This window comes from Pseudomonas sp. FG13 (assembly GCF_057809755.1).
Window position 1 is genome coordinate 23,779 of sequence record NZ_JBMDKO010000007.1, and the last position, 22,907, is coordinate 46,685.

A 22,907-nucleotide genomic window follows, 5' to 3' on the forward strand; every position below is an offset into this window, starting at 1 on the left:
TAGAGGGATACGACAGTGCCACGTTCTCTGAAAAAAGGTCCTTTTATTGATCTTCACCTACTGAAGAAGATCGAAGTGGCGGCGGAAAAGAACGATCGCAAACCAGTTAAGACCTGGTCGCGTCGTTCGATGATCCTGCCACAAATGGTCGGTCTGACCATCGCAGTACACAACGGTCGCCAGCACGTCCCAGTTCTCGTGAACGAAGACATGGTCGGCCACAAACTGGGCGAGTTCGCCGGTACCCGCACATACCGTGGGCACGTGGCTGACAAGAAAGCCAAGCGTTAAGGGGTAAGGAAATGGAAGTAGCCGCTAAGTTGTCGGGCGCTCGAATCTCCGCCCAGAAAGCCCGCTTGGTCGCCGACCAGATCCGCGGGAAGAAGGTGGGCGAAGCGCTCAACCTGTTGGCTTTCAGCAGTAAGAAAGCCGCCGAGATCATGAAAAAAGTGCTGGAGTCGGCCGTAGCCAACGCCGAGCATAACGAAGGCGCAGACGTTGATGACCTGAAGGTCAGCACCGTTTTCGTCAACGAAGGGCGTTCGCTGAAGCGCATCATGCCACGTGCCAAAGGCCGTGCTGATCGCATCGTCAAGCGGTCTTGCCATATCACTGTCAAGGTTGCTGACAAGTAACGGAGTCGAAGAGATGGGTCAGAAAGTACATCCCATTGGCATTCGCCTGGGAATCGTCAAGGAGCACACCTCCGTCTGGTACGCAGACGGTCGGACTTATGCGGACTACTTGTTCGCTGATCTGAAGGTGCGTGAGTATCTCCAAGACAAACTAAAAAGCGCGTCCGTAAGCCGTATCGATATCCATCGTCCGGCTCAGACTGCACGTATCACCATCCACACCGCTCGTCCAGGTATCGTTATCGGGAAGAAAGGTGAAGATGTTGAGAAACTGCGTCAGGACCTGACCAAGCAAATGGGTGTGCCTGTGCACATCAATATCGAAGAGATCCGCAAGCCGGAACTCGACGGTATGCTGGTTGCGCAGAGCGTAGCTCAGCAGCTGGAGCGTCGCGTAATGTTCCGTCGCGCTATGAAGCGCGCTGTACAGAACGCAATTCGCATTGGTGCCAAAGGCATCAAAATCCAAGTGAGCGGTCGTCTCGGCGGTGCTGAAATCGCACGTACTGAATGGTATCGCGAAGGTCGTGTGCCACTGCACACCCTGCGTGCCGACATCGACTATGCCAACTACGAAGCTCACACCACCTACGGTGTGATCGGTGTAAAGGTTTGGATCTTCAAAGGCGAAGTAATTGGTGGTCGCCAAGAAGAGCTGAAACCACAAGCACCAGCGCCTCGTAAAAAAGCTGCTAAGTAAGGGGTACGCCAAATGTTGCAACCAAAGCGTACGAAGTTCCGCAAGCAGATGACCGGTCACAACCGTGGCCTGGCATTGCGCGGTAGCAAAGTCAGCTTCGGCGAGTTCGCGCTGAAGTCTGTTGCTCGTGGTCGTCTCACCGCTCGTCAGATCGAGTCAGCGCGTCGTGCTCTGACCCGTCACGTAAAACGTGGCGGCAAGATCTGGATCCGTGTATTCCCGGACAAGCCTGTCACCAAGAAGCCACTCGAAGTTCGGATGGGTAAAGGTAAGGGTAACGTGGAGTACTGGGTTGCCCAGATTCAGCCAGGCAAAGTCCTGTATGAAATCGAGGGTGTTTCTGAAGAGCTGGCGCGTGAGGCTTTCGCCCTGGCTGCTGCAAAGCTGCCGCTCGCCACCTCCTTTGTTAAACGGACGGTGATGTGATGAAAGCGAATGAACTTCGTGAAAAATCAGCACAGCAGCTGAACGAGCAACTGCTCGGCCTGCTGCGCGACCAGTTCAATCTGCGTATGCAGAAAGCAACTGGCCAGTTGGGGCAGTCTCATCTGCTCTCGCAAGTTAAGCGTGACATCGCTCGCGTGAAAACTGTGCTCAACCAGCAGGCAGGTAAGTAATCATGGCTGAAGCCGAAAAAACTGTCCGTACGCTGACTGGCCGTGTTGTCAGCGACAAGATGGACAAAACCATCACCGTTCTGATCGAGCGTCGCGTTAAGCACCCGATCTACGGTAAATACGTTAAGCGTTCGACTAAGCTGCACGCGCACGACGAAACCAATCAGTGCCACATCGGCGACAAGGTCACTATTCGTGAAACCCGTCCGATGGCCAAGACCAAATCTTGGGCGCTGGTTGATGTTCTCGAACGCGCTGTGGAAGTCTAAGGGCTAGGGGTCGGAGAAATTATATGATTCAGACTCAATCCATGCTTGATGTGGCCGATAACAGCGGCGCTCGCCGCGTTATGTGCATCAAGGTGCTGGGTGGCTCCCATCGTCGTTACGCTGCTATTGGCGACATCATCAAAGTTACCGTCAAGGAAGCAATTCCTCGCGGTAAAGTGAAGAAAGGTCAAGTGATGACTGCTGTTGTAGTCCGCACTCGCCATGGTGTTCGTCGCGCTGACGGCTCCATCATCCGCTTTGATGGCAACGCTGCTGTTCTGTTGAACAACAAGCAAGAGCCAATCGGCACCCGTATCTTTGGGCCAGTGACCCGTGAACTTCGTACTGAGAAGTTCATGAAGATCGTCTCGCTCGCCCCAGAAGTGCTGTAAGGAGATCCGACATGCAAAAGATTCGTCGTGACGACGAGATCATCGTGATCGCCGGCAAAGACAAGGGCAAGCGCGGTAAGGTGCTCAAGGTTCTCGCTGACAACCGTCTGGTTGTTGGTGGTCTGAACCTGGTCAAGCGCCATACCAAGCCTAACCCGATGTCGGGCGTACAGGGCGGTATCGTCGAGAAAGAAGCGCCACTGCACGCTTCCAACGTCGCCATTTTCAACGGCGAAACCAACAAGGCTGACCGCGTTGGTTTCAAAGTAGAAGACGGCAAAAAAATTCGTGTCTTCAAGTCGACCCAAAAAGCGGTTGATGCTTGAACACTGCTAGGTAGAAGACCATGGCACGACTGAAAGAGATTTACCGGAAGGAAATCGCACCGAAGCTTAAGGAAGAACTTAAGCTGGCGAACGTGATGGAAGTTCCGCGCATTACCAAGATCACCCTGAACATGGGTCTGGGCGAAGCGATTGGTGACAAGAAAGTCATCGAGCACGCGGTAGCTGACCTGGAGAAGATCACCGGCCAGAAAGTCGTTGTGACTCACGCTCGCAAATCCATCGCAGGCTTCAAAGTCCGCGAAGGTTGGCCGATCGGTGTCAAAGTGACCCTGCGTCGCGATCGTATGTACGAGTTCCTGGATCGTCTGCTGTCGATCTCCCTGCCTCGGGTTCGCGACTTCCGCGGCCTGAATGCCAAGTCCTTCGACGGTCGTGGCAACTACAGCATGGGCGTGAAAGAGCAGATCATTTTCCCGGAAATCGATTACGACAAGATCGATGCTCTGCGCGGTCTGGACATTACCCTGACCACCACTGCCAAATCGGATGACGAAGGTCGCGCTCTGCTGCGTGCTTTCAAATTCCCGTTCCGCAACTGATTGGAGTAGGAAAATGGCCAAGAAGAGCATGAAGAACCGTGAGCTGAAGCGTCAGCTTACCGTTGCCAAGTACGCCACCAAGCGTGCAGCGCTGAAAGCTATCATCGTTGATCTGAACGCAAGTCCAGAAGCACGTTGGGAAGCGACCGTAGCACTGCAGAAGCAGCCACGTGACGCAAGCGCCTCGCGCATGCGTAACCGCTGCCGCCTGACTGGTCGTCCGCACGGCGTATACCGCAAGTTCGGCCTCGGCCGTAACATGCTGCGCCAAGCTGCAATGCGTGGTGACGTTCCAGGTCTGGTTAAAGCCAGCTGGTAAGCACTGTCAAAGTCTCGGTGTTCGGGATCTCAGGATCCTGACCGCCGGTGGCCTTGAAGCAGAATCAAGCCCCTTTTGGGGCTTGATTCATTTCTGGGGTATGTCTAGAATGACCGGCTCGCCTGAGCCCGTGTTTTTCATGCCCGGAGTTTCTCGGCGACACGTAGTAGCCGCAAGGCTAATTTTTTTGCATTAGGAGCGTCTAGCCCATGAGTATGCAGGACCCGTTAGCGGACATGCTAACTCGAATCCGTAATGCCCAGATGGCTGAAAAGTCCGTCGTAAGCATGCCGTCTTCCACGTTGAAGGTGGCTGTAGCAAAAGTCCTGAAGGACGAAGGTTACATCGCGGGTTATCAGATCAGCAGCGAAATCAAGCCACTGCTGTCCATCGAGCTGAAATACTTCGAAGGCCGTCCGGTCATCGAGGAAGTGAAGCGCGTTAGCCGTCCAGGCCTGCGTCAGTACAAGTCCGTCGAGGATCTGCCGAAAGTTCGCGGCGGTCTGGGCGTGTCTATCGTCTCCACCAACAAAGGTGTGATGACTGATCGTGCTGCGCGCGCTGCCGGTGTCGGCGGCGAAGTTCTTTGCACTGTGTTCTAAGGGGGGATAAGCATGTCTCGCGTCGCTAAGAACCCCGTTAAGCTGCCAGCCGGTGTCGAAGTCAAATTCGCAGGCCAACAGCTTTCGGTGAAGGGTGCCAAGGGCACTCTTGAACTGAACATCCATTCGTCCGTTGAGATCGTTGAAGAAGCCGGTGAGCTGCGTTTCGCTGCTCGCAATGGCGATCAACAGACTCGCGCAATGGCTGGTACCACTCGTGCGTTGGTAAACAACATGGTCCAAGGCGTAAGCCAAGGCTTCGAGCGCAAGCTCCAGCTGGTCGGTGTTGGTTACAAAGCGCAAGCAAAAGGCTCGGTTCTGAACCTGGCTCTTGGCTTCTCGCACCCAGTGGATTACGAACTGCCGGAAGGCATCACCGCTGAGACTCCTAGCCAGACCGATATCCTGATCAAGGGCATCGACAAGCAGCTGGTAGGTCAAGTGGCCGCCGAGATCCGCGACTTCCGTCCACCAGAGCCGTACAAAGGCAAAGGTGTGCGCTACGCGGACGAAGTCGTCCGTCGTAAAGAAGCCAAGAAGAAGTAGGGCATAGCAAATGACCGACAAAAAAGTTACTCGACTGCGTCGCGCTCGCAAAGCACGCCTGAAAATGCACGAACTCGAAGTCGTGCGTCTCTGCGTGTTCCGCTCTTCGCAGCACATCTACGCCCAGGTCATTTCGGCCGACGGCAACAAGGTCCTGGCAAGTGCCTCGACTTTGGATAAAGAACTGCGTGATGGTGCCACCGGCAACATCGACGCGGCCACTAAGGTTGGCCAGCTGGTCGCTACGCGTGCTAAAGCCGCTGGCGTCTCGCAGGTGGCTTTCGACCGCTCTGGCTTCAAGTACCACGGCCGCGTCAAGGCGCTGGCTGATGCTGCTCGTGAAGCTGGGCTGGAGTTCTAAGTTATGTCAAATAACGACCAAAAGCGCGACGAAGGCTACATCGAGAAGCTGGTTCAAGTTAACCGCGTAGCCAAAACCGTTAAAGGCGGCCGTATCTTCACTTTCACCGCGTTGACCGTGGTTGGTGATGGTAAAGGCCGTGTTGGCTTCGGCCGTGGCAAGTCGCGTGAAGTGCCTGCTGCGATCCAGAAGGCAATGGAAGCTGCTCGCCGCAACATGATCCAGGTTGATCTGAACGGCACCACCCTGCAGTACGCAATGAAGTCTGCCCATGGCGCTTCGAAGGTGTACATGCAGCCTGCTTCTGAAGGTACCGGTATCATCGCTGGCGGCGCTATGCGTGCTGTCCTCGAAGTTGCTGGCGTTCAGAACGTTCTGGCCAAGTGCTACGGCTCGACTAACCCAGTAAACGTGGTTCACGCCACTTTCAAGGGTTTGAAAGCAATGCAGTCTCCTGAATCCATTGCCGCCAAGCGTGGCAAAAGCGTCAAGGAGATCTTCTGATCATGGCTACCGTAAAAGTTACGCTGATCAAAAGCATGACCGGCCGCATCCCTAACCACAAACTGTGCGTTAAGGGTCTGGGTCTGCGTCGCATCGGTCACACTGTAGAAGTCCAGGATACTCCCGAGAATCGCGGGATGATCAACAAGGCTTACTACATGCTGCGTGTCGAGGGTTAATCGATGAAACTCAATGATCTGAGTCCAGCGCCGGGTTCCCGTCGCGAAAAGCATCGTCCGGGCCGTGGTATCGGTAGTGGTTTGGGCAAGACCGGTGGCCGTGGCCACAAAGGTCAGACCTCCCGCTCCGGTGGCACCATTGCTCCAGGCTTTGAAGGCGGTCAACAGCCGCTGCATCGTCGCCTGCCGAAGTTCGGTTTCGTTTCCCTGAAGGCCATGGACCGCGCAGAAGTGCGTCTGTCCGAGCTGGCTAAAGTGGACGGCGACATCGTCACCGTGCAGTCCCTGAAGGATGCCAACGTGATCAACCAGAACGTACAGCGTGTGAAAATCATGCTGTCGGGCGAAGTTGCTCGCGCTGTCACCATCGGAAAGGGAATCGGCGCCACCAAAGGTGCGCGTGCGGCTATCGAAGCAGCTGGCGGCAAGTTCGAGGAATAAATGGCTAAGCAAGGTGCTCTCTCTGCGCTCGGCAAAGGCGGTATGTCTGAACTCTGGGCTCGTCTGCGTTTTCTGTTCCTGGCGATTATCGTCTACCGAATAGGCGCACACATCCCGGTTCCAGGTATCAACCCGGACCGACTCGCAGACCTGTTTCGACAGAATGAGGGGACCATTCTTAGCTTGTTCAACATGTTTTCCGGCGGCGCGCTTGAGCGGATGAGCATCTTTGCACTGGGGATCATGCCGTACATTTCGGCATCGATCATCATGCAACTGATGACAGCCGTCAGCCCGCAACTGGAGCAGTTGAAGAAGGAAGGTGAAGCTGGCCGTCGCAAGATCAGCCAGTACACCCGCTACGGCACTGTCGTACTCGCTCTCGTCCAGGCCATTGGCATGTCCATTGGCCTGGCAGGGCAGGGCGTTTCGTTCACTGCTGACTTCAGCTTCCATTTCGTCGCGGTTTCCACGTTTGTGGCAGGCGCGATGTTCATGATGTGGTTGGGTGAGCAGATTACTGAGCGTGGTGTTGGCAACGGTATCTCGATGTTGATCTTCGCAGGTATCGTCGCCGGTCTTCCGAGAGCGATCGGGCAGTCTTTCGAGTCTGCGCGTCAGGGTGATATCAACATTTTCGCCCTGGTTGCCATCGGTTTGCTGGCAGTAGCGATTATCGGTTTCGTGGTGTTCATTGAGCGTGGTCAGCGTCGTATTGCTGTTCACTACGCCAAGCGTCAGCAGGGCCGCAAGGTGTTTGCTGCGCAGACCAGCCACTTGCCGTTGAAGGTGAACATGGCCGGCGTTATCCCGGCTATTTTCGCGAGCAGCATCTTGCTGTTCCCGGCTTCGTTGGGTGCCTGGTTCGGCCAGTCTGAAGGTATGGGCTGGTTGCAGGACATCTCGCAGTCGATCGCTCCTGGTCAGCCGTTGAATATTCTGCTGTTTAGTGCAGGGATTATTTTCTTCTGCTTCTTCTATACGGCGTTGATGTTCAATCCGAAAGACGTAGCGGAAAACCTGAAGAAGTCCGGTGCCTTTATTCCGGGTATCCGTCCAGGTGAGCAGTCTGCGCGCTACATTGATGGCGTTCTGACTCGCTTGACCATGTTCGGTGCTCTTTACATGACGGCCGTCTGCTTGTTGCCCCAGTTCCTGGTGGTTGCGGCAAACGTACCGTTCTACCTTGGCGGGACCTCGTTGCTGATCGTGGTCGTGGTTGTGATGGACTTCATGTCCCAAGTACAATCGCACCTCGTTTCGCACCAGTACGAATCCCTGATGAAGAAAGCCAACCTGAAGGGCTACGGCAGCGGCATGCTGCGCTGAGTAGCGTCCATAAGGTTCGAGGAGTTGGTGATGAAAGTTCGTGCATCGGTGAAAAAGCTGTGCCGTAACTGCAAGATTATTCGCCGCGAAGGTGTTGTTCGAGTAATTTGCAGCGCGGAACCGCGTCACAAACAGCGCCAAGGCTGAGTGTGATTGTGCTTTAAGCCCGGCAGCTAGTGCGCTGCCGGGTTGATTATTTGTTATTACAGCGATATTATCTCGCGCCCTATTTCTTGGCTTCCGGGGCGTAGGTAGCTGTCAATTGGAGTCCCACTGAATGGCCCGTATTGCAGGCGTCAACATTCCAGATAACAAGCATACTGTTATCTCGCTGACCTACATCTATGGTGTTGGTCGCACTACTGCGCAGAAAATTTGTGCAGTGGCTGGGGTCAACCCAGCGGCAAAGATCAAAGATCTGAGCGACGAGCAGATTGAACAGCTGCGTGGCGAAGTGGCGAAGTTCACCACTGAAGGTGACCTGCGTCGCGAAGTCAACATGAAAATCAAGCGCTTGATGGACCTCGGTTGCTATCGCGGTCTGCGTCATCGTCGTGGTCTGCCAGTACGCGGTCAGCGTACCAAGACCAACGCGCGTACCCGTAAAGGTCCGCGTAAGCCGATCCGCAAGTAATCGCCCCAGCGAATCGACAGGAATTTAATCATGGCAAAACCTGCTGCTCGTCCTCGTAAAAAAGTTAAAAAGACAGTGGTTGATGGCATCGCCCACATCCATGCTTCTTTTAACAACACCATCGTGACCATTACCGACCGTCAAGGTAACGCTCTTTCCTGGGCTACCTCCGGTGGTTCGGGTTTCCGCGGTTCCCGCAAGTCCACCCCGTTCGCTGCTCAAGTAGCTGCTGAGCGTGCTGGTCAAGCTGCGCTGGAATACGGCCTGAAAAACCTCGACGTCAACGTCAAGGGTCCAGGTCCAGGTCGTGAATCCGCAGTTCGTGCTTTGAACGGCTGTGGCTACAAGATCGCCAGCATCACCGACGTGACGCCAATCCCGCACAACGGGTGCCGTCCGCCGAAGAAGCGCCGCGTGTAATCCAGGAGATTGTAAAGAATGGCTCGTTACATTGGTCCAAAATGCAAACTCGCTCGTCGCGAAGGCACCGATCTCTTCCTGAAGAGCGGCGTGCGCGCGATCGAATCGAAGTGCAACATCGAAGCAGCACCTGGTATCCACGGCCAACGCCGCGGTCGCCAGTCCGATTACGGCACCCAACTGCGTGAAAAGCAGAAGGTCCGTCGTATCTACGGCGTTCTCGAGCGTCAATTCAGCGGCTACTACAAAGAAGCTGCTGGCAAGAAAGGCGCAACCGGCGAAAACCTGTTGCAACTGCTCGAATGCCGTCTGGACAACGTTGTATACCGTATGGGTTTCGGTTCTACTCGTGCCGAATCCCGTCAGCTGGTATCGCACAAGTCGATCAGCGTTAACGGTCAAACCGTAAACGTTCCGTCCTACCAGGTTCGTGCTGGTGACGTGGTTGCTGTTCGCGAGAAAGCAAAGAACCAACTTCGCATTGTCCAAGCTCTCGATCTGTGTGCCCAACGTGGCCGCGTAGAATGGGTAGAAGTAGACACTGAGAAGAAGTCGGGCGTTTTCAAGAACGTTCCAGCTCGCAGTGATCTGTCCGCCGACATCAACGAAAGCCTGATTGTCGAGCTCTACTCCAAGTAAGGGCTAGAAAATAGGTGCATCCATGCAGATTTCGGTAAATGAGTTCCTGACACCCCGCCATATTGATGTGCAGGTTGTCAGTCCAACCCGCGCCAAGATCACTCTCGAGCCTCTCGAGCGTGGTTTCGGCCACACCCTGGGCAACGCGCTGCGCCGCATCCTGTTGTCCTCAATGCCCGGCTGTGCAGTAGTCGAGGCCGAGATTGACGGTGTACTCCACGAGTACAGCGCCATCGAAGGCGTACAGGAAGATGTCATTGAAATCCTGTTGAACCTTAAAGGTCTGGCTATCAAGCTGCACGGTCGTGACGAAGTTACGCTGACCTTGTCGAAGAAGGGTTCGGGGGTGGTTACCGCTGCCGATATTCAGCTGGATCATGATGTCGAGATCGTTAACCCCGATCACGTAATCGCTAACCTGGCGTCTAACGGCGCCCTGAACATGAAGCTCACCGTAGCTCGTGGTCGTGGTTATGAACCGGCAGACTCGCGTCAGAGCGATGAAGACGAAAGCCGCAGCATCGGTCGCTTGCAGCTTGACTCTTCGTTCAGCCCGGTTCGCCGTATCGCATACGTGGTGGAAAACGCCCGTGTCGAACAGCGTACCAACCTGGACAAGCTGGTTATTGATCTGGAAACCAACGGTACCCTGGATCCTGAAGAGGCTATCCGCCGCGCTGCAACCATCCTGCAACAGCAGTTGGCTGCGTTCGTCGACCTCAAGGGTGACAGTGAGCCAGTGGTTGTCGAGCAGGAAGACGAGATCGATCCGATCCTGCTTCGCCCGGTTGACGATCTGGAACTGACTGTACGTTCGGCTAACTGCCTTAAGGCGGAAAACATCTACTACATCGGCGACCTGATTCAGCGCACCGAAGTAGAGCTGTTGAAGACTCCGAACCTTGGCAAGAAATCCTTGACTGAAATCAAGGACGTTCTGGCCTCCCGCGGTCTGTCCCTCGGCATGCGCCTCGACAACTGGCCGCCTGCAAGTCTTAAGAAGGACGACAAGGCGACTGCCTGATCGTCGTAATCACCGAACGTTGTGTTTGGTAAGGAATGAACCATGCGTCATCGTAAAAGTGGTCGTCACCTGAGCCGCACCAGCTCGCACCGCAAGGCCATGTTCCAAAACATGGCGGTGTCGCTGTTCGAGCACGAGCTGATCAAAACTACACTGCCGAAAGCCAAAGAACTGCGTCGCGTTGCTGAGCCGCTGATCACTCTGGCCAAGACAGATAGCCTGGCTAACCGCCGCCTGGCTTTCGACCGTACTCGTTCGAAAGCTATCGTTGGTAAGCTCTTCAACGACCTGGGCAAGCGTTACGCTACCCGTGAGGGTGGCTACCTGCGCATCCTCAAGTGCGGTTTCCGCGCTGGCGACAACGCGCCTATGGCGTACGTCGAGTTGGTTGATCGTGCTACCGGCGGTGAAGCTGTATCCGCTGAGTAAGACGGCAATATACAAAGAACCGGGCCTAGTGCCCGGTTTTTTGTGCCTGATAGAAAAGCAAAGGAACCGTTGCGGCTGGCTTCGCTATTGGCAACAGGGCAACGTTAGATAATGACTATCGACGCCCATGATTTAATAAATTTGGATACTGTCACTAACATGTTCGATACTCCTTTCCAGCCGATTAGCCGGCAGTTCGAAGACCGACCGAGGAAGATTGAGCATGAGCCAGATCAAAACGCTTACGACCGCAAGCGGCGCTCCCGTCGCCGATAACCAGAATTCTCGCTCAGCTGGCCCGCGTGGCCCGCTGTTGCTCGACGATTTCCACCTCATCGAGAAGCTTGCTCACTTCAACCGCGAGAACATCCCTGAACGTCGTGTACACGCCAAGGGCTCGGGCGCCTACGGTACATTTACGGTAACTCGGGACATTACTCAGTACACCAGCGCCAAGCTGTTCGATTCGGTCGGTAAGCAGACACCAACGTTCCTGCGGTTCTCCACCGTGGGTGGCGAGCGCGGATCTGCCGACACCGAGCGCGATCCCCGTGGTTTTGCCCTGAAGTTCTACACCGAGGAAGGTAACTGGGACATTGTTGGTAATAACACGCCGGTTTTCTTCATTCGTGATCCGCTGAAGTTTCCAGACTTCATCCATACCCAAAAGCGCCTGCCACAAAGCAACCTGAAAAGCGCCCAGGCGATGTGGGATTTCTGGTCTCATTCTCCAGAAGCCTTGCACCAGGTCACCATTCTGTTCTCCGATCGCGGCATTCCTGACGGCTACCGTCATATGCACGGTTTCGGCAGTCACACCTACAGTCTGATCAACGCCCAAGGTGAGCGTCACTGGGTGAAGTGGCACTACAAGACCAAGCAAGGCATCAAGAACCTGGCGCCGGCTGAGGCTGCGCGTCTGGCGGGTACCGACCCGGACTACGCGCAGCGTGACTTGTTCAATGCCATCGAGCGCGGTGACTTTCCGAAATGGAGCGTTTGCATCCAGATCATGACCGAAGCTCAGGCCGCCGCCCATTACGAGAACCCGTTCGACGTGACCAAGACCTGGTCGCAGAAGGAGTTTCCGCTGATTGAAGTCGGGGAACTCGAACTCAACCGTAATCCGCTGAACTACTTTGCCGAAGTGGAACAGGCGGCGTTCGGGCCGAGCAACATGGTGCCGGGCGTAGGCCTGTCGCCGGACCGCATGCTGCAGGGGCGCGTGTTCGCTTACGCCGATGCCCACCGCTACCGTGTCGGCACCAATCACCAGCAATTGCCGGTGAATGCACCGCGCAGTCCGGTCAATACCTACCAGCGCGACGGAGCCATGGCGTTCGGCAGCAATGGCGGGGCAGCACCGAACTACGAGCCCAACAGCTACGTAGAGGCGCCGAAGCAGGCGCCGCATTATGCGGAACCAGCCTTGGCCCTTACCGGGGCGGCGGATCGTTACGATCATCGGGAAGACACTGACTACTACAGCCATGCCGGTGCGCTGTTCCGTCTGATGAGCAGCGAACAGCAGGCCCTGCTGATCAGCAACATCGCCGGTGCGATGGGCGGTGTGTCAGCGGATGTCGTCGACCGTCAGCTGCAGCATTTCTCCAGGGCAGACGCCGCTTATGGAGAAGGTATCGCAAAGGCGTTGGGCGTAGAGCTTAACTAAGTCTAAACGAGAAGCAGAACCGCCCTCATTAGGGCGGTTTTTGCGTTATTTAGCCCAGTTTTCTCAGATTTTCTTCGCATTTATTGCGATAGCACAGTGACCTGGCGGCCGGCTTGGTTCAAACTAGGGCCTTTCAAGGCTTGTGGAGATGTAGGGCGATGCAAGGTCACCCGGACGTAATCGATTACCTCAACACGTTGCTGACAGGCGAACTGGCAGCCCGTGATCAATATTTCATCCATTCGCGGATGTACGAGGATTGGGGTTTTACCGAGCTCTACGAACGTATCAACCATGAAATGGAAGAAGAAGCCCAGCATGCCGATGCGTTGATGCGCCGCATCCTGATGCTCGAAGGTACGCCGCGCATGCGCCCGGACGATCTGGACATCGGCACCACAGTGCCCGATATGCTAGCTGCCGACTTGCGCCTGGAATACAAGGTCCGCGCCGCGCTGTGCAAGGGTATCGAGTTGTGCGAACAGCACAACGACTATGTCACCCGCGAAATCCTGCGTGTTCAACTCAATGACACCGAGGAAGACCATACCTACTGGCTTGAGAAGCAGTTGGGTTTGATCAAGTTGATCGGGTTGGAAAATTACCTGCAGTCGCAGTTCTGATTGCCGGTTACCGGACGCGGAGCGTCATTGGATGCATTCCCACGCGGAGCGTGGGAACGAGCCCCTGTCGTCGATGAGATGACAGGGGCTTTTTCATGCTAGGGAATGAATCAGTCTCGATCACGTTCCAGCAACGGCTTCAGGTAGTGCCCTGTGTGGGACTGCTTCATCCCGGCGACTTGCTCAGGCGTACCCACCGCAATGATCTGGCCGCCCTTGGAGCCACCTTCCGGCCCCAGGTCTACCAACCAGTCGGCCGTCTTGATCACGTCCAGGTTGTGCTCGATGACCACCACGGTGTTGCCGTGGTCGCGAAGGCGATGCAACACGTCGAGCAATTGCTGGATATCAGCGAAGTGCAGACCGGTGGTAGGCTCGTCGAGGATGTACAAGGTTTTGCCGGTGTCGCGCTTGGACAACTCGCGGGACAGCTTGACCCGCTGGGCTTCGCCGCCGGACAGCGTCGTTGCCGATTGGCCGAGCTTGATGTACGACAGGCCTACATCCATCAATGTCTGCAGCTTGCGCGCCAGGGCTGGCACTGCGTCGAAGAACTCCCGGGCCTCCTCGATGGTCATCTCGAGGGTTTCGTGGATGTTCTTGCCCTTGTATTTGATCTCAAGGGTCTCGCGGTTGTAGCGCTTGCTCTTGCACACATCGCAAGGCACATAGATGTCTGGCAGGAAGTGCATTTCCACCTTGATCAGGCCGTCACCCTGGCAGGCTTCGCAACGCCCACCCTTGACGTTGAACGAGAACCGTCCCGGGCCGTAACCCCGGGAGCGCGATTCCGGCACGCCGGCGAACAATTCGCGGATCGGCGTGAACAACCCGGTGTAAGTCGCCGGGTTGGAGCGCGGTGTGCGGCCGATCGGGCTCTGGTCGATGTCGACGACCTTGTCCAGGTGCTCCAGGCCCTTGATGCTGTCGTGGGGGGCGGCCTCCAGGGTGGTCGCGCCGTTCAGGGCCGTGGCGCTGAGGGGAAACAGCGTATTGTTGATCAGCGTCGATTTGCCGGAGCCGGATACGCCGGTGACGCAGGTCAGCAGGCCGATCGGGATCTCCAGGTCGACGTTGCGCAAGTTGTTGCCACGGGCACCCTTGAGGGTCAGCGACAGCTTCTTGTTGCGCGGCGTCCGTTTGGCCGGCACCTTGATCTTCACCCGTCCCGACAGGTACTTGCCGGTCAAGGAGTCGGGGTGCGCCATGACTTCGGCGGCGGTGCCCTGGGCGACGATATGTCCACCATGCACACCGGCTCCCGGGCCGATGTCCACGACGTAATCGGCCAGGCGGATCGCGTCTTCGTCATGCTCGACCACGATCACCGTGTTGCCGATGTCCCGCAGGTGCTTGAGGGTGCCGAGCAGCCGGTCGTTGTCCCGTTGGTGCAGGCCAATGGACGGCTCGTCGAGGATGTACATCACTCCCACCAGGCCGGCGCCGATCTGGCTGGCCAGGCGGATACGCTGGGCTTCGCCGCCGGACAACGTGTCTGCGCTGCGGTCGAGGGTGAGGTAATCCAGGCCGACGTTCACCAGGAACTGCAGGCGCTCGCTGATTTCCTTGAGGATCTTGTCGGCAATTTCGCCCCGGCGGCCGGTGAGTTTCAGGCCGGCGAAGTAATCGGTGGCGTCGCCGATGGGCAGGCTGGTCACTGCCGGCAGTGTCTTCTCGCCCACCCACACATGACGTGCCTCGCGACGCAAACGGGTGCCGCGGCAATCAGGGCAGGGCTGGGTGCTGAGGAACTTGGCCAGCTCTTCGCGCACGCTGGCCGATTCAGTCTCGCGGTAGCGTCGCTCGAGGTTCGGCACGATGCCTTCGAACGGGTGGGAGCGCTTGACGATATCGCCACGGTCGTTCAGGTATTTGAAGTCGACGTTCTGCGAGCCGCTGCCATGCAGGATGTATTTCTGCTGATCGGCGGGCAGTTCGTTGAAGGGCTTGTCCAGGCTGAACTTGTAATGAGCTGCCAGCGACCCGAGCATCTGGAAGTAATAGACGTTGCGCCTGTCCCAGCCGCGAATCGCGCCTTCGGCCAGGGTCAGTTCGCCGTTGACCAGGCGCTTGGTGTCGAAGAACTGCTTGACCCCCAGGCCATCGCAGGTCGGGCAGGCGCCGGCGGGGTTGTTGAAGGAAAACAGCTTGGGCTCCAGCTCGCTGATGGCATGGCCGCAGATCGGGCAGGCGAAGCGCGCCGAGAAGATGATTTCCTCACCGGGCTCGTCGTCCATCGGCGCCACCAGGGCGATGCCATCGGCCAGTTTCAGCGCGGTCTCGAAGGATTCGGCCAGCCGCTGTTGCAGATCGGCCCGGACCTTGAAGCGGTCGACCACCACATCGATCGAGTGCTTCTTCTGTTTGTCCAGCTTCGGCAGTTCGTCCAGCTCGCAGAGCTTGCCATTGACCCGGGCCCGCACGAAGCCCTGGGCCCGCAGTTCCTCGAAAACCAGCAGGTGTTCGCCTTTGCGCTCGCGAATGACCGGCGCGAGCAGCATCAATTTGCTGCCTTCCGGCTGGGCCAGCACCAGGTCGACCATCTGGCTGACGGTCTGGGCTTCCAGGGGAATGTCGTGGTCGGGGCAGCGGGGAATGCCCACTCGCGCATACAGCAGGCGCAGGTAGTCGTAGATCTCGGTAATGGTGCCGACCGTCGATCGCGGGTTATGGGACGTCGATTTCTGTTCGATCGAAATGGCTGGCGACAGGCCTTCGATGGTGTCGACGTCCGGTTTCTCCATCATCGACAGGAACTGCCGGGCGTAGGCCGACAGCGATTCGACATAGCGTCGCTGGCCTTCGGCGTACAGGGTATCGAATGCCAGCGATGATTTGCCGGATCCGGACAGGCCGGTGATGACGATCAGCTTGTCCCGTGGCAGGGTCAGGTCGATGTTCTTCAGGTTGTGGGTACGGGCCCCACGAATCAGGATCTTGTCCAAAGTGGCCTCGCTCGGCGGGCATCGAAAACGTAGGAGTATACGGGCAAATACTGGATGGATAAACACTATTGAGCGTGCGATCGCAGCCATACATGAAGACTGCGCGTCAAACAGTCGCGATATACCCTCTCAATCGATGGGACTGGTAGAATCGCCGCCGGTTCAGATGAGGTTTTTCCATGCACGATCCCCACAGCGAGCGCATGAGTGGCGGCGAGACCCGGGCGGCAAGCGGTCTGGCCCTGGTGTTCGCCTTCCGTATGCTGGGCATGTTCATGGTGTTGCCGGTGCTGGCGACCTATGGCATGGACCTGGCGGGTGCGACGCCAGCCCTGATCGGGTTGGCGATTGGCGCTTATGGCCTGACCCAGGCCATTTTCCAGATCCCGTTCGGGATCATTTCCGACCGCATCGGCCGACGTCCCGTGATCTACCTTGGACTGATCGTCTTCGCCCTCGGCAGTGTGCTGGCGGCCAACGCCGACTCGATCTGGGGTGTGATCGCCGGACGGATCCTGCAAGGCGCGGGGGCGATTTCCGCTGCCGTCATGGCCTTGCTCTCGGACCTGACCCGCGAACAGCATCGGACCAAGGCCATGGCCATGATCGGCATGACCATCGGTCTGTCGTTCGCCGTCGCCATGGTCGTCGGCCCCTTGCTGACCCGCGCTTTCGGTTTGTCGGGCCTGTTCCTGGCGACCGGCGGCATGGCGTTGGTGGGTATCCTGATCGTGGCGTTCATGGTGCCCCGTTCCACCGGGCCGCTGCAGCACCGTGAATCCGGGGTGGCGCGCCAGGCGCTGATCCCGACCCTAAAGCACCCGGACCTGCTGCGCCTGGACCTGGGTATTTTCGTGCTCCACGCCATGCTGATGTCCAGTTTCGTCGCCTTGCCGCTGGCCTTGGTCGAGAAGGCCGGACTGCCCAAGGAGCAGCATTGGTGGGTCTACCTGACGGCGCTGCTGATTTCGTTCTTCGCCATGATTCCGTTCATCATCTATGGCGAGAAACGACGCAAAATGAAACGAGTTTTGCTCGGCGCCGTCGTGACGCTGATGCTCACTGAGCTATTCTTCTGGCAGTTCGGCGACAGCCTGCGAGCCCTGGTGATCGGCACGGTGGTGTTCTTCACCGCGTTCAACCTGCTGGAGGCGTCGCTGCCGTCGCTGATCAGCAAGGTTTCACCGGCGGGCGGCAAGGGCACGGCAATGGGGGTTTATTCCACCAGCCAGTTCCTGGGTTCGGCGTTGGGCGGGATTCTCGGTGGTTGGCTGTTCCAGCATGGCGGTTTGTCGGTTGTCTTCCTGGGATGCGCCGCGCTGGCTGCACTTTGGCTGGTCTTTGCTGTTACCATGCGCGAACCACCGTATGTGACGAGCCTGCGCTTGCCGTTATCGCCCGAAGCCATTCGCGAAGCAGGCCTGGTCGAGCGCCTCAGGGCCGTCGTTGGCGTAACCGATGCAGTGGTGGTCGCCGACGAAGCGGCCGTTTATATCAAACTGGACACCGAATTATTGGATCGTGCGACCCTCGAGCGCCTGGTGAACAACCCGGCCCCGACTGCGTGCGAAGCCTAGGAGAACGTTATGGCCCGTGGGGTTAACAAAGTCATATTGGTCGGTACGTGCGGCCAGGATCCCGAGGTTCGCTACCTGCCTAATGGCAACGCCGTGACCAACCTGAGTCTGGCGACCAGCGAACAGTGGACCGACAAGCAGACCGGCCAGAAAGTCGAGAAGACCGAATGGCATCGCGTGTCGATGTTCGGCAAAGTGGCTGAGATCGCCGGCGAATACCTGCGCAAGGGTTCGCAGGTGTACATCGAAGGCAAGCTGCAGACGCGCGAGTGGGAAAAAGACGGCATCAAGCGCTACACCACTGAAATCGTGGTCGACATGCAGGGCACCATGCAATTGCTGGGCGGCCGTCCACAGGGTGACCAGCAGCAAGGTGGCAACAACTACCAGCAGTCGGCCCCACGTCAGCAGGCACCGCGCCCGCAATCGGCGCCACAGCCACAACGCGAGCGCCCGGCCCCACAACAGGCCGCGCCGCAACCGGCTCCGGATTTCGACAGCTTTGATGACGATATCCCGTTCTAAGGCTGCGTCTCAGGCCTAGCCTGCCCGGTATCGCCCCGAAAGCCCCAGAGCCCCGTGCCTGGGGCTTTTTGTTTCGACGCTGGTCAGATCGGGCTGGCTCCTGCGTCCAGGACCGATCACAAATCCAAATCCAAGACCTCCTGCATCTTTTCGCCAATGGACTGCCGTAACCAGGTTGAATGAAACGCCATGTCCTTGAGTGGAATGTGCATCCAGAACCGGACCTCCATCGGCTTGCCATTGTCCCCGGTGAAGCACACCACCAAATGACAGGCGTGAGCGATAGAGTTTTCCACGCAGGGCGTGATGGAATAGATGTCGCTGTAGGGCACGCACTCTTCGGTGGGCGCGCGTGCTGGGCGGCGCTGGGTGAAGGTGAGGCGTTGCTGGCGTTCGTCAAAGCAGAAGCCAAGCACTTGAGGGCCGGAGAAAAGCCAGTAAAGCATACCGGTGGCCGCTAATGCGCTGACGCACATGAGTGTCAAAAACAGAGGATCCTCGATCGTCCTGGTATGAGTGCTCGACAGGCCCTCGGTGGAGAACAGCTCGATCGATACCACCACCAGCCCGTAGACCGGCAAGGCAAGCAATAGCATCACGGCGTACAGCAGGGTACCCAGGTATCCTGTTGTGGATATTTCGCTTGGGTAATCCCACGTGGGAGGATGTTGTGGCGTGGGTGCGGCGGTATCGGTCGGGACTGGGGAGGAAACCAGGCGCGACGGGTGTTTGCGTTTCATGCGGCTGGCTCTTGGGAAACTCAGCGGCCATTCTTATCGTTATCCCTCAACTACGCCTAGTGGAAATCGGTAATCGTCAGTTTCTAATGAAAAACCGCGCCTCGGTGCTCGAAGCGCGGTTTGTTTTTGCCTGGGTCTCAGTGGCTGGCCGCCAGAAATTGCTCCGTGCTCACTACCTTCGCATAAGCAAACCCCAACGCCGCCATGAAGGCCGCGTGGACCTGGGCTGCCGGAACGACGACGCCGTTGAATTCCAGGTCCAGGGTTGCGCAGGCGTCGTGGATCACCGTGACGTCGTAGCCCAGGTCCGCCGCGGCCCGAGTGACACCGTCAATGCACATGTGGCTCATGCTGCCGACGATGACCAGTTGAGTGATGCCGTGATGGTCGAGGAGGGATTGCAGTTCGGTTTCGCGGAATGAATTGACGAAGTGCTTGAGCACCACCGGTTCATTGGCCTGGTTAAGGACCTTGGGGTGCAGTTTCGCGCCTTCGGAGCCCGGGGTGAAGAATGGCGCGTCTTCGGAGGTGAACTCGTGGCGGATGTGCACCACTTGATTTCCTGCCTGGCGAAAGGCTGCGATCATTCGTGCCGCGTTGTCCGCGGCGGTTTCGACGCCACTCAGGGGCCATTTACCCTGGGGGAAGTAGTCGTTCTGGATATCGACTACGATGAGCGCTTGCTTGGACATGAGTGCTTCCTTGATCAATGAGGGGTGAAGCCAGTATTGGCTTTTGCCATCGGTTCGAGGATTGGCCGCAACGACAATAGGCGGGGGAAAACTGACAAATGACGCAGGAGAAGGCGGTTGCCGAGCTTGGGGTGCTGATCTATCCCGGTGCGCAACTGGCGGCGGTGCATGGCTTGACCGATCTGTTCTGCGTGGCGGACCGGATCGCGACCGAGCATGCCGGCGCACAGTTGCCGCGGTTACGGGTCAGTCACTGGCAGGCACAGGAGGGTGGGGCGCCGTCGCGGGTATTCGACAGCGCACCCGGTCCGGACGGGCCGCTGGCGGCATTGCTGATTCCACCGGCCCTTGGCGGTTTCAGCAAAAGCCAGTCCTCGGCACCGCTGATGGCTTGGCTGCGGGCCCGGCACGGCGCTGGCACCGTGTTGGGCGGGGTGTGCGTAGGGTCGATCCTGCTGGCTGAAAGCGGCTTGCTCGATGGGCGTAGCGCCACCACCCACTGGACGTCGGCCAAGACCTTTGCCGAGCGTTACCCGAAGATCAAGCTCGACGCCGACAAGCCGATTGTCGACGACGGCGACCTGATCACCACCGCTGGGCTGATGGCCTGGGCGGAGTTGGGGCTGCGGCTGGTGAATCGCTTGCTGGGCCCCAGCATCGCGACGCGCACGGCGCGGTTCCTGGTGATCGAGCACAGTGACAGCGCCAGCGAGTGCGGCAGCAATTTCGCGCCGATCCTCGGGCACGGCGACGGGGCGATTCTCAAGGTGCAACACTGGCTGCAAGGCAGCGGCGCGGTAGACGTCTCCCTGGCCGCGATGGCCGAGCAGGCGGGCCTGGAGGAACGCACCTTCCTGCGCAGGTTCCGTAGCGCCACCGGGCTCAAGCCCACCGAATACTGCCAGCACCTGCGGGTCGGCAAGGCTCGGGAAATGCTGGAGTTCACCAACGGCACCATTGACCACATCGCCTGGACCGTCGGTTATCAAGACCCGAGTGCCTTTCGAGCGACGTTCAAGAAAATCACCGGGCTGGCGCCGAGCGATTACCGGGCAAAGTTCGGAGTCAGTCCGCCAAGCGCTTCGAAACAGTAATGGCTCCCTCACTAGAGGGGGGTATGAGATTCAAATCATCGTGCAATTTGCGGGATCCCCGTCACGGATCGTGCAGAATGAGACAGGCTCGATGCTACCCATCTTCCGAAATTCGCCCGTTTCCTTGGCCGTCCACCAGCGTCACCCTGTTGGCCTGATCTCTGCACCCGTTTACCCACAGCCATGAGCGCAGGTAAAAGGGCAACGCATGACGCCAGTCAATCGCAACAAAACCGTGGTGGCCCATTCGGTCAACCCTCACGCGCCACTTCATGAAGTGGAAACCAATCGTGCCCTGGCCCGTTGGCTGGCGCAGATCCTCGGCATGGAATACGGCGGCAGCTATGACAGCCAGCAGCATGCCGGGCGCGATCTGTATCTGTTACCCACGCAAACCCTGATAGGTCCGGAAGCCGCGCGGCATTTGGGTGTCTCGGGGCCGGACGATCTGTGGGGCGGTTACGTCGAGCATGATTTCATCTGCACCAAGGCCATCACCCACGGTCTACTGAATAAGGATGCCGTCGCCCCCATCGGCTGGTCGCCGTTGTTTGCCAAGCTCGCCCGTAGCGTGGTGCTTGATGGCGTGAGTGTTTTTTCACTCAAGGACGCACGTTTGGCCGCCGAACATCTGCTGTACACCGGACCGATCCGCTTCAAGCCGATTCATGCTTGTGCCGGGCGCGACCAGCGGGTGTTCCAGAACCTTGCACAGTTCGATGAAATCGCCGCTGATCCCGAGGCCCAGGCTGTATTTCGCGACGGTGTGGTGCTGGAGCAGAATCTCAATGAGGTCAGGACCCAGAGCGTTGGCCAGAGCGCTATCCATGGCAAGAGCCTGAGCTATTGCGGCGTGCAGCACCTGACCCGGGACAGCCAAGGGCTGGAAGTGTACGGCGGCTCGGACCTGTTGGTGGTGCAGGGCGGCTACATCGAGTTGCTCAGGCTTGAGCTGCCCGATGAAGTACGCGAAGCGGTGCGGCTCGCGCAAGTGTTCGACGATGCCGCCAATCAGGCCTATCCCGGTTTCTTTGCTTCTCGGCGCAACTACGACATTGCTCAAGGCATCGATACTGGCGGCCAGCCCCGTGGCGGTGTGCTGGAGCAATCCTGGCGCATGGGCGGGGCCAGCAGTGCGGAACTGGCGGCGCTACAAGTATTCGTTCAGGAACCGTCGACCAGCGTGGTCCGCGTGTCTTCGGTGGAAACCTACATCGACCAGCCGTTGCCTCCCGGCGCCATGGAGGTGTACCGCGGCCCGGCGCACAACGGTGATTTCCTACTCAAATACGTAACGGTTCATTCCCATGACGGCTAGAAGTGAAATCATTCAGATCGAGATCGACGACGAGCACATGAACGGCACGTTCCTGAGCCCCAAGTCGAAAGTCCCTGGCGTGTTGTTCGTGCACGGATGGGGCGGCAGCCAGGAGCGTGACCTGGAACGGGCCAAGGGCATTGCCGGCCTGGGTTGCGTCTGTTTGACCTTTGACTTGCGTGGGCACACCGGTGGTGCGGGCATTCCGCTGTCCCGGGTGACACGGGAAGACAACTTGCGGGATCTGCTGGCGGCTTACGACCGGCTGCTTGCTCATCCCGCCTTGGACACTTCAGCGATTGCGGTGGTCGGCACCAGCTACGGCGGTTACCTCGCCTCGATTCTGACCTCGCTACGCCCGGTACGTTGGCTGGCGTTGCGGGTACCGGCGCTGTACCGCGACGAACAATGGCATACGCCCAAGCGCGACCTGGACAAGACCGACCTGCTGGATTATCGCAGTACGCTGGTGCACGCCAGCACCAACCGCGCGTTACACGCCTGTTCACAGTTCACCGGTGATGTGCTGCTGGTGGAGTCGGAAACCGACGACCATGTGCCCCATGCCACCATCATGAGCTACCGCGCGGCGTGCCAGCAGACCCATTCGTTGACCCATCGAATCATCGATGGCGCCGACCATGCCTTGAGCGACCCCGTCTCACAACAGGCCTACACCTCGATCCTGGTGGACTGGATCACGGAAATGGTGGTGGGAGAGCGGTTGAGCATCATTCAGGAGCGGTAGACTTCATTGTCTATGCGGGCGCCATCGCGAGCAGGCTCGCTCCCACA

The 22,907-nt window shown here is 58.0% G+C and carries 33 protein-coding genes; 30 read left to right on the forward strand and 3 right to left on the reverse strand.

Annotated elements, in window-relative coordinates; all coding sequences use genetic code 11:
- Positions 1-15: 15 nt before the first annotated feature.
- From rpsS to bfr, 25 genes are all read left to right on the forward strand, one after another.
- Entirely contained in the window at positions 16-291 is a 276-nt protein-coding gene (rpsS, locus tag ACODTO_RS08800) for a 30S ribosomal protein S19 (protein ID WP_002555486.1), read from the forward strand.
- Positions 292-302: 11 nt separating this feature from the next.
- Entirely contained in the window at positions 303-635 is a 333-nt protein-coding gene (rplV, locus tag ACODTO_RS08805; RefSeq protein WP_003103908.1) for a 50S ribosomal protein L22, read from the forward strand.
- Positions 636-648: 13 nt separating this feature from the next.
- A complete protein-coding gene (gene rpsC, locus ACODTO_RS08810) occupies positions 649-1,335 on the forward strand; it encodes a 30S ribosomal protein S3 (RefSeq protein ID WP_024778328.1) in 687 nt (228 codons plus the stop codon).
- 12 nt (positions 1,336-1,347) lie between these two features.
- Positions 1,348-1,761: a 50S ribosomal protein L16 gene (gene rplP, locus ACODTO_RS08815; RefSeq protein WP_003186052.1), complete on the forward strand. Its 414-nt coding sequence runs from the start codon at positions 1,348-1,350 to the stop codon at positions 1,759-1,761.
- Entirely contained in the window at positions 1,761-1,952 is a 192-nt protein-coding gene (rpmC, locus tag ACODTO_RS08820; RefSeq protein WP_002555481.1) for a 50S ribosomal protein L29, read from the forward strand. The genes rplP and rpmC overlap by 1 nt, the downstream gene beginning before the upstream one ends.
- Positions 1,953-1,954: 2 nt before the next feature.
- Positions 1,955-2,221 (forward strand): 30S ribosomal protein S17, encoded by a 267-nt coding sequence (gene rpsQ / locus ACODTO_RS08825; RefSeq protein WP_003194644.1) that lies wholly within the window; start codon positions 1,955-1,957, stop codon positions 2,219-2,221.
- Positions 2,222-2,244: 23 nt separating this feature from the next.
- Positions 2,245-2,613 carry a 50S ribosomal protein L14 gene (gene rplN / locus ACODTO_RS08830; RefSeq protein WP_024778329.1) on the forward strand — a complete coding sequence of 123 codons (369 nt, stop codon included), beginning with the start codon at positions 2,245-2,247 and terminating at the stop codon, positions 2,611-2,613.
- A gap of 11 nt (positions 2,614-2,624) precedes the next feature.
- Positions 2,625-2,939 carry a 50S ribosomal protein L24 gene (rplX, locus tag ACODTO_RS08835; RefSeq protein WP_003186046.1) on the forward strand — a complete coding sequence of 105 codons (315 nt, stop codon included), beginning with the start codon at positions 2,625-2,627 and terminating at the stop codon, positions 2,937-2,939.
- Between the two features lie 20 nt (positions 2,940-2,959).
- A complete protein-coding gene (gene rplE / locus ACODTO_RS08840; RefSeq protein ID WP_024778330.1) occupies positions 2,960-3,499 on the forward strand; it encodes a 50S ribosomal protein L5 in 540 nt (179 codons plus the stop codon).
- Between the two features lie 13 nt (positions 3,500-3,512).
- On the forward strand, positions 3,513-3,818 hold the full coding sequence (gene rpsN / locus ACODTO_RS08845; protein ID WP_003186042.1) for a 30S ribosomal protein S14: 306 nt from the start codon (positions 3,513-3,515) through the stop codon (positions 3,816-3,818).
- Between the two features lie 209 nt (positions 3,819-4,027).
- Entirely contained in the window at positions 4,028-4,420 is a 393-nt protein-coding gene (rpsH, locus tag ACODTO_RS08850) for a 30S ribosomal protein S8 (RefSeq protein ID WP_017848802.1), read from the forward strand.
- 12 nt (positions 4,421-4,432) lie between these two features.
- A complete protein-coding gene (gene rplF / locus ACODTO_RS08855) occupies positions 4,433-4,966 on the forward strand; it encodes a 50S ribosomal protein L6 (protein ID WP_024077677.1) in 534 nt (177 codons plus the stop codon).
- 10 nt (positions 4,967-4,976) lie between these two features.
- The gene (gene rplR, locus ACODTO_RS08860) at positions 4,977-5,327 is read left to right on the forward strand and encodes a 50S ribosomal protein L18 (RefSeq protein ID WP_003186037.1); all 351 of its coding nucleotides are present in this window, start codon (positions 4,977-4,979) and stop codon (positions 5,325-5,327) included.
- A gap of 3 nt (positions 5,328-5,330) precedes the next feature.
- On the forward strand, positions 5,331-5,831 hold the full coding sequence (gene rpsE / locus ACODTO_RS08865; RefSeq protein ID WP_003186035.1) for a 30S ribosomal protein S5: 501 nt from the start codon (positions 5,331-5,333) through the stop codon (positions 5,829-5,831).
- A 2-nt stretch (positions 5,832-5,833) separates the two neighbouring features.
- The gene (rpmD, locus tag ACODTO_RS08870) at positions 5,834-6,010 is read left to right on the forward strand and encodes a 50S ribosomal protein L30 (protein ID WP_003176408.1); all 177 of its coding nucleotides are present in this window, start codon (positions 5,834-5,836) and stop codon (positions 6,008-6,010) included.
- Between the two features lie 3 nt (positions 6,011-6,013).
- Positions 6,014-6,451, forward strand: a complete 438-nt coding sequence (gene rplO / locus ACODTO_RS08875) for a 50S ribosomal protein L15 (RefSeq protein WP_003186032.1) — start codon at positions 6,014-6,016, stop codon at positions 6,449-6,451.
- On the forward strand, positions 6,452-7,780 hold the full coding sequence (gene secY, locus ACODTO_RS08880) for a preprotein translocase subunit SecY (protein ID WP_139650135.1): 1,329 nt from the start codon (positions 6,452-6,454) through the stop codon (positions 7,778-7,780). It abuts the gene before it with no gap.
- Between the two features lie 30 nt (positions 7,781-7,810).
- Entirely contained in the window at positions 7,811-7,927 is a 117-nt protein-coding gene (rpmJ, locus tag ACODTO_RS08885; protein ID WP_002555468.1) for a 50S ribosomal protein L36, read from the forward strand.
- Between the two features lie 130 nt (positions 7,928-8,057).
- Positions 8,058-8,414, forward strand: a complete 357-nt coding sequence (gene rpsM, locus ACODTO_RS08890) for a 30S ribosomal protein S13 (RefSeq protein WP_024778332.1) — start codon at positions 8,058-8,060, stop codon at positions 8,412-8,414.
- 30 nt (positions 8,415-8,444) lie between these two features.
- Positions 8,445-8,834, forward strand: coding sequence for a 30S ribosomal protein S11 (gene rpsK, locus ACODTO_RS08895; RefSeq protein ID WP_002555466.1), 390 nt, complete (start codon positions 8,445-8,447; stop codon positions 8,832-8,834).
- 18 nt (positions 8,835-8,852) lie between these two features.
- On the forward strand, positions 8,853-9,473 hold the full coding sequence (gene rpsD, locus ACODTO_RS08900; protein ID WP_003176404.1) for a 30S ribosomal protein S4: 621 nt from the start codon (positions 8,853-8,855) through the stop codon (positions 9,471-9,473).
- A gap of 22 nt (positions 9,474-9,495) precedes the next feature.
- The gene (locus ACODTO_RS08905) at positions 9,496-10,497 is read left to right on the forward strand and encodes a DNA-directed RNA polymerase subunit alpha (RefSeq protein ID WP_003186012.1); all 1,002 of its coding nucleotides are present in this window, start codon (positions 9,496-9,498) and stop codon (positions 10,495-10,497) included.
- Between the two features lie 42 nt (positions 10,498-10,539).
- A complete protein-coding gene (rplQ, locus tag ACODTO_RS08910) occupies positions 10,540-10,926 on the forward strand; it encodes a 50S ribosomal protein L17 (RefSeq protein ID WP_024778333.1) in 387 nt (128 codons plus the stop codon).
- 223 nt (positions 10,927-11,149) lie between these two features.
- Positions 11,150-12,598 carry a catalase gene (locus ACODTO_RS08915; RefSeq protein ID WP_139650137.1) on the forward strand — a complete coding sequence of 483 codons (1,449 nt, stop codon included), beginning with the start codon at positions 11,150-11,152 and terminating at the stop codon, positions 12,596-12,598.
- 158 nt (positions 12,599-12,756) lie between these two features.
- Positions 12,757-13,221: a bacterioferritin gene (bfr, locus tag ACODTO_RS08920; RefSeq protein ID WP_024778335.1), complete on the forward strand. Its 465-nt coding sequence runs from the start codon at positions 12,757-12,759 to the stop codon at positions 13,219-13,221.
- A gap of 110 nt (positions 13,222-13,331) precedes the next feature.
- On the opposite strand, the gene uvrA is transcribed toward bfr, so the two are convergent.
- Positions 13,332-16,166 (reverse strand): excinuclease ABC subunit UvrA, encoded by a 2,835-nt coding sequence (uvrA, locus tag ACODTO_RS08925; protein ID WP_489106298.1) that lies wholly within the window; start codon positions 16,164-16,166, stop codon positions 13,332-13,334.
- Between the two features lie 179 nt (positions 16,167-16,345).
- Here uvrA and ACODTO_RS08930 point away from each other — a divergent pair, with 179 nt between their 5' ends.
- Together ACODTO_RS08930 and ACODTO_RS08935 are read left to right on the forward strand one after the other, a co-directional pair.
- Positions 16,346-17,743 carry an MFS transporter gene (locus tag ACODTO_RS08930; RefSeq protein WP_139650141.1) on the forward strand — a complete coding sequence of 466 codons (1,398 nt, stop codon included), beginning with the start codon at positions 16,346-16,348 and terminating at the stop codon, positions 17,741-17,743.
- 9 nt (positions 17,744-17,752) lie between these two features.
- On the forward strand, positions 17,753-18,268 hold the full coding sequence (locus tag ACODTO_RS08935; RefSeq protein ID WP_024778338.1) for a single-stranded DNA-binding protein: 516 nt from the start codon (positions 17,753-17,755) through the stop codon (positions 18,266-18,268).
- Between the two features lie 116 nt (positions 18,269-18,384).
- On the opposite strand, the gene ACODTO_RS08940 is transcribed toward ACODTO_RS08935, so the two are convergent.
- Complete coding sequence (locus tag ACODTO_RS08940; RefSeq protein ID WP_489106299.1) at positions 18,385-19,008, reverse strand: hypothetical protein; 624 nt, start codon at positions 19,006-19,008, stop codon at positions 18,385-18,387.
- Between the two features lie 137 nt (positions 19,009-19,145).
- Positions 19,146-19,700, reverse strand: coding sequence for a cysteine hydrolase family protein (locus ACODTO_RS08945; RefSeq protein ID WP_139650143.1), 555 nt, complete (start codon positions 19,698-19,700; stop codon positions 19,146-19,148).
- A 98-nt stretch (positions 19,701-19,798) separates the two neighbouring features.
- On the opposite strand from ACODTO_RS08945, the gene ACODTO_RS08950 reads away from it, so the two are divergent.
- The 3 genes from ACODTO_RS08950 (at position 19,799) to ACODTO_RS08960 (ending at position 22,860) form a co-directional block, all read left to right on the forward strand.
- Positions 19,799-20,794, forward strand: a complete 996-nt coding sequence (locus ACODTO_RS08950; RefSeq protein ID WP_139650145.1) for a GlxA family transcriptional regulator — start codon at positions 19,799-19,801, stop codon at positions 20,792-20,794.
- 208 nt (positions 20,795-21,002) lie between these two features.
- The gene (locus tag ACODTO_RS08955; protein ID WP_489106300.1) at positions 21,003-22,112 is read left to right on the forward strand and encodes a DUF3182 family protein; all 1,110 of its coding nucleotides are present in this window, start codon (positions 21,003-21,005) and stop codon (positions 22,110-22,112) included.
- On the forward strand, positions 22,102-22,860 hold the full coding sequence (locus ACODTO_RS08960; RefSeq protein ID WP_139650161.1) for an alpha/beta hydrolase family protein: 759 nt from the start codon (positions 22,102-22,104) through the stop codon (positions 22,858-22,860). Before ACODTO_RS08955 ends, ACODTO_RS08960 begins: the two co-directional genes overlap by 11 nt.
- Positions 22,861-22,907 lie beyond the last annotated feature (47 nt).

Excerpts from the sequence above, each read along its gene's own strand:
- rpsD (WP_003176404.1), top strand. The coding sequence starts at position 8,853 with ATGGCTCGTTACATTGGTCCAAAATGCAAACTCGCTCGTCGCGAAGGC.
- rpsM (WP_024778332.1), top strand. The coding sequence starts at position 8,058 with ATGGCCCGTATTGCAGGCGTCAACATTCCAGATAACAAGCATACTGTT.
- rpmC (WP_002555481.1), top strand. The coding sequence starts at position 1,761 with ATGAAAGCGAATGAACTTCGTGAAAAATCAGCACAGCAGCTGAACGAG.
- rpsC (WP_024778328.1), top strand. The coding sequence starts at position 649 with ATGGGTCAGAAAGTACATCCCATTGGCATTCGCCTGGGAATCGTCAAG.
- rpmJ (WP_002555468.1), top strand. The coding sequence starts at position 7,811 with ATGAAAGTTCGTGCATCGGTGAAAAAGCTGTGCCGTAACTGCAAGATT.
- secY (WP_139650135.1), top strand. The coding sequence starts at position 6,452 with ATGGCTAAGCAAGGTGCTCTCTCTGCGCTCGGCAAAGGCGGTATGTCT.
- rpsH (WP_017848802.1), top strand. The coding sequence starts at position 4,028 with ATGAGTATGCAGGACCCGTTAGCGGACATGCTAACTCGAATCCGTAAT.
- rplE (WP_024778330.1), top strand. The coding sequence starts at position 2,960 with ATGGCACGACTGAAAGAGATTTACCGGAAGGAAATCGCACCGAAGCTT.
- ACODTO_RS08960 (WP_139650161.1), top strand. The coding sequence starts at position 22,102 with ATGACGGCTAGAAGTGAAATCATTCAGATCGAGATCGACGACGAGCAC.
- rplV (WP_003103908.1), top strand. The coding sequence starts at position 303 with ATGGAAGTAGCCGCTAAGTTGTCGGGCGCTCGAATCTCCGCCCAGAAA.
- rplP (WP_003186052.1), top strand. The coding sequence starts at position 1,348 with ATGTTGCAACCAAAGCGTACGAAGTTCCGCAAGCAGATGACCGGTCAC.
- bfr (WP_024778335.1), top strand. The coding sequence starts at position 12,757 with ATGCAAGGTCACCCGGACGTAATCGATTACCTCAACACGTTGCTGACA.
- rplF (WP_024077677.1), top strand. The coding sequence starts at position 4,433 with ATGTCTCGCGTCGCTAAGAACCCCGTTAAGCTGCCAGCCGGTGTCGAA.
- rpmD (WP_003176408.1), top strand. The coding sequence starts at position 5,834 with ATGGCTACCGTAAAAGTTACGCTGATCAAAAGCATGACCGGCCGCATC.
- ACODTO_RS08950 (WP_139650145.1), top strand. The coding sequence starts at position 19,799 with ATGACGCAGGAGAAGGCGGTTGCCGAGCTTGGGGTGCTGATCTATCCC.
- ACODTO_RS08905 (WP_003186012.1), top strand. The coding sequence starts at position 9,496 with ATGCAGATTTCGGTAAATGAGTTCCTGACACCCCGCCATATTGATGTG.
- rpsK (WP_002555466.1), top strand. The coding sequence starts at position 8,445 with ATGGCAAAACCTGCTGCTCGTCCTCGTAAAAAAGTTAAAAAGACAGTG.
- rpsE (WP_003186035.1), top strand. The coding sequence starts at position 5,331 with ATGTCAAATAACGACCAAAAGCGCGACGAAGGCTACATCGAGAAGCTG.
- rpsN (WP_003186042.1), top strand. The coding sequence starts at position 3,513 with ATGGCCAAGAAGAGCATGAAGAACCGTGAGCTGAAGCGTCAGCTTACC.
- ACODTO_RS08940 (WP_489106299.1), bottom strand. The coding sequence starts at position 19,008 with ATGAAACGCAAACACCCGTCGCGCCTGGTTTCCTCCCCAGTCCCGACC.
- rplX (WP_003186046.1), top strand. The coding sequence starts at position 2,625 with ATGCAAAAGATTCGTCGTGACGACGAGATCATCGTGATCGCCGGCAAA.
- ACODTO_RS08930 (WP_139650141.1), top strand. The coding sequence starts at position 16,346 with ATGCACGATCCCCACAGCGAGCGCATGAGTGGCGGCGAGACCCGGGCG.
- ACODTO_RS08955 (WP_489106300.1), top strand. The coding sequence starts at position 21,003 with ATGACGCCAGTCAATCGCAACAAAACCGTGGTGGCCCATTCGGTCAAC.
- rpsQ (WP_003194644.1), top strand. The coding sequence starts at position 1,955 with ATGGCTGAAGCCGAAAAAACTGTCCGTACGCTGACTGGCCGTGTTGTC.
- rplR (WP_003186037.1), top strand. The coding sequence starts at position 4,977 with ATGACCGACAAAAAAGTTACTCGACTGCGTCGCGCTCGCAAAGCACGC.
- rplO (WP_003186032.1), top strand. The coding sequence starts at position 6,014 with ATGAAACTCAATGATCTGAGTCCAGCGCCGGGTTCCCGTCGCGAAAAG.
- ACODTO_RS08915 (WP_139650137.1), top strand. The coding sequence starts at position 11,150 with ATGAGCCAGATCAAAACGCTTACGACCGCAAGCGGCGCTCCCGTCGCC.
- ACODTO_RS08935 (WP_024778338.1), top strand. The coding sequence starts at position 17,753 with ATGGCCCGTGGGGTTAACAAAGTCATATTGGTCGGTACGTGCGGCCAG.
- ACODTO_RS08945 (WP_139650143.1), bottom strand. The coding sequence starts at position 19,700 with ATGTCCAAGCAAGCGCTCATCGTAGTCGATATCCAGAACGACTACTTC.
- rplN (WP_024778329.1), top strand. The coding sequence starts at position 2,245 with ATGATTCAGACTCAATCCATGCTTGATGTGGCCGATAACAGCGGCGCT.
- rplQ (WP_024778333.1), top strand. The coding sequence starts at position 10,540 with ATGCGTCATCGTAAAAGTGGTCGTCACCTGAGCCGCACCAGCTCGCAC.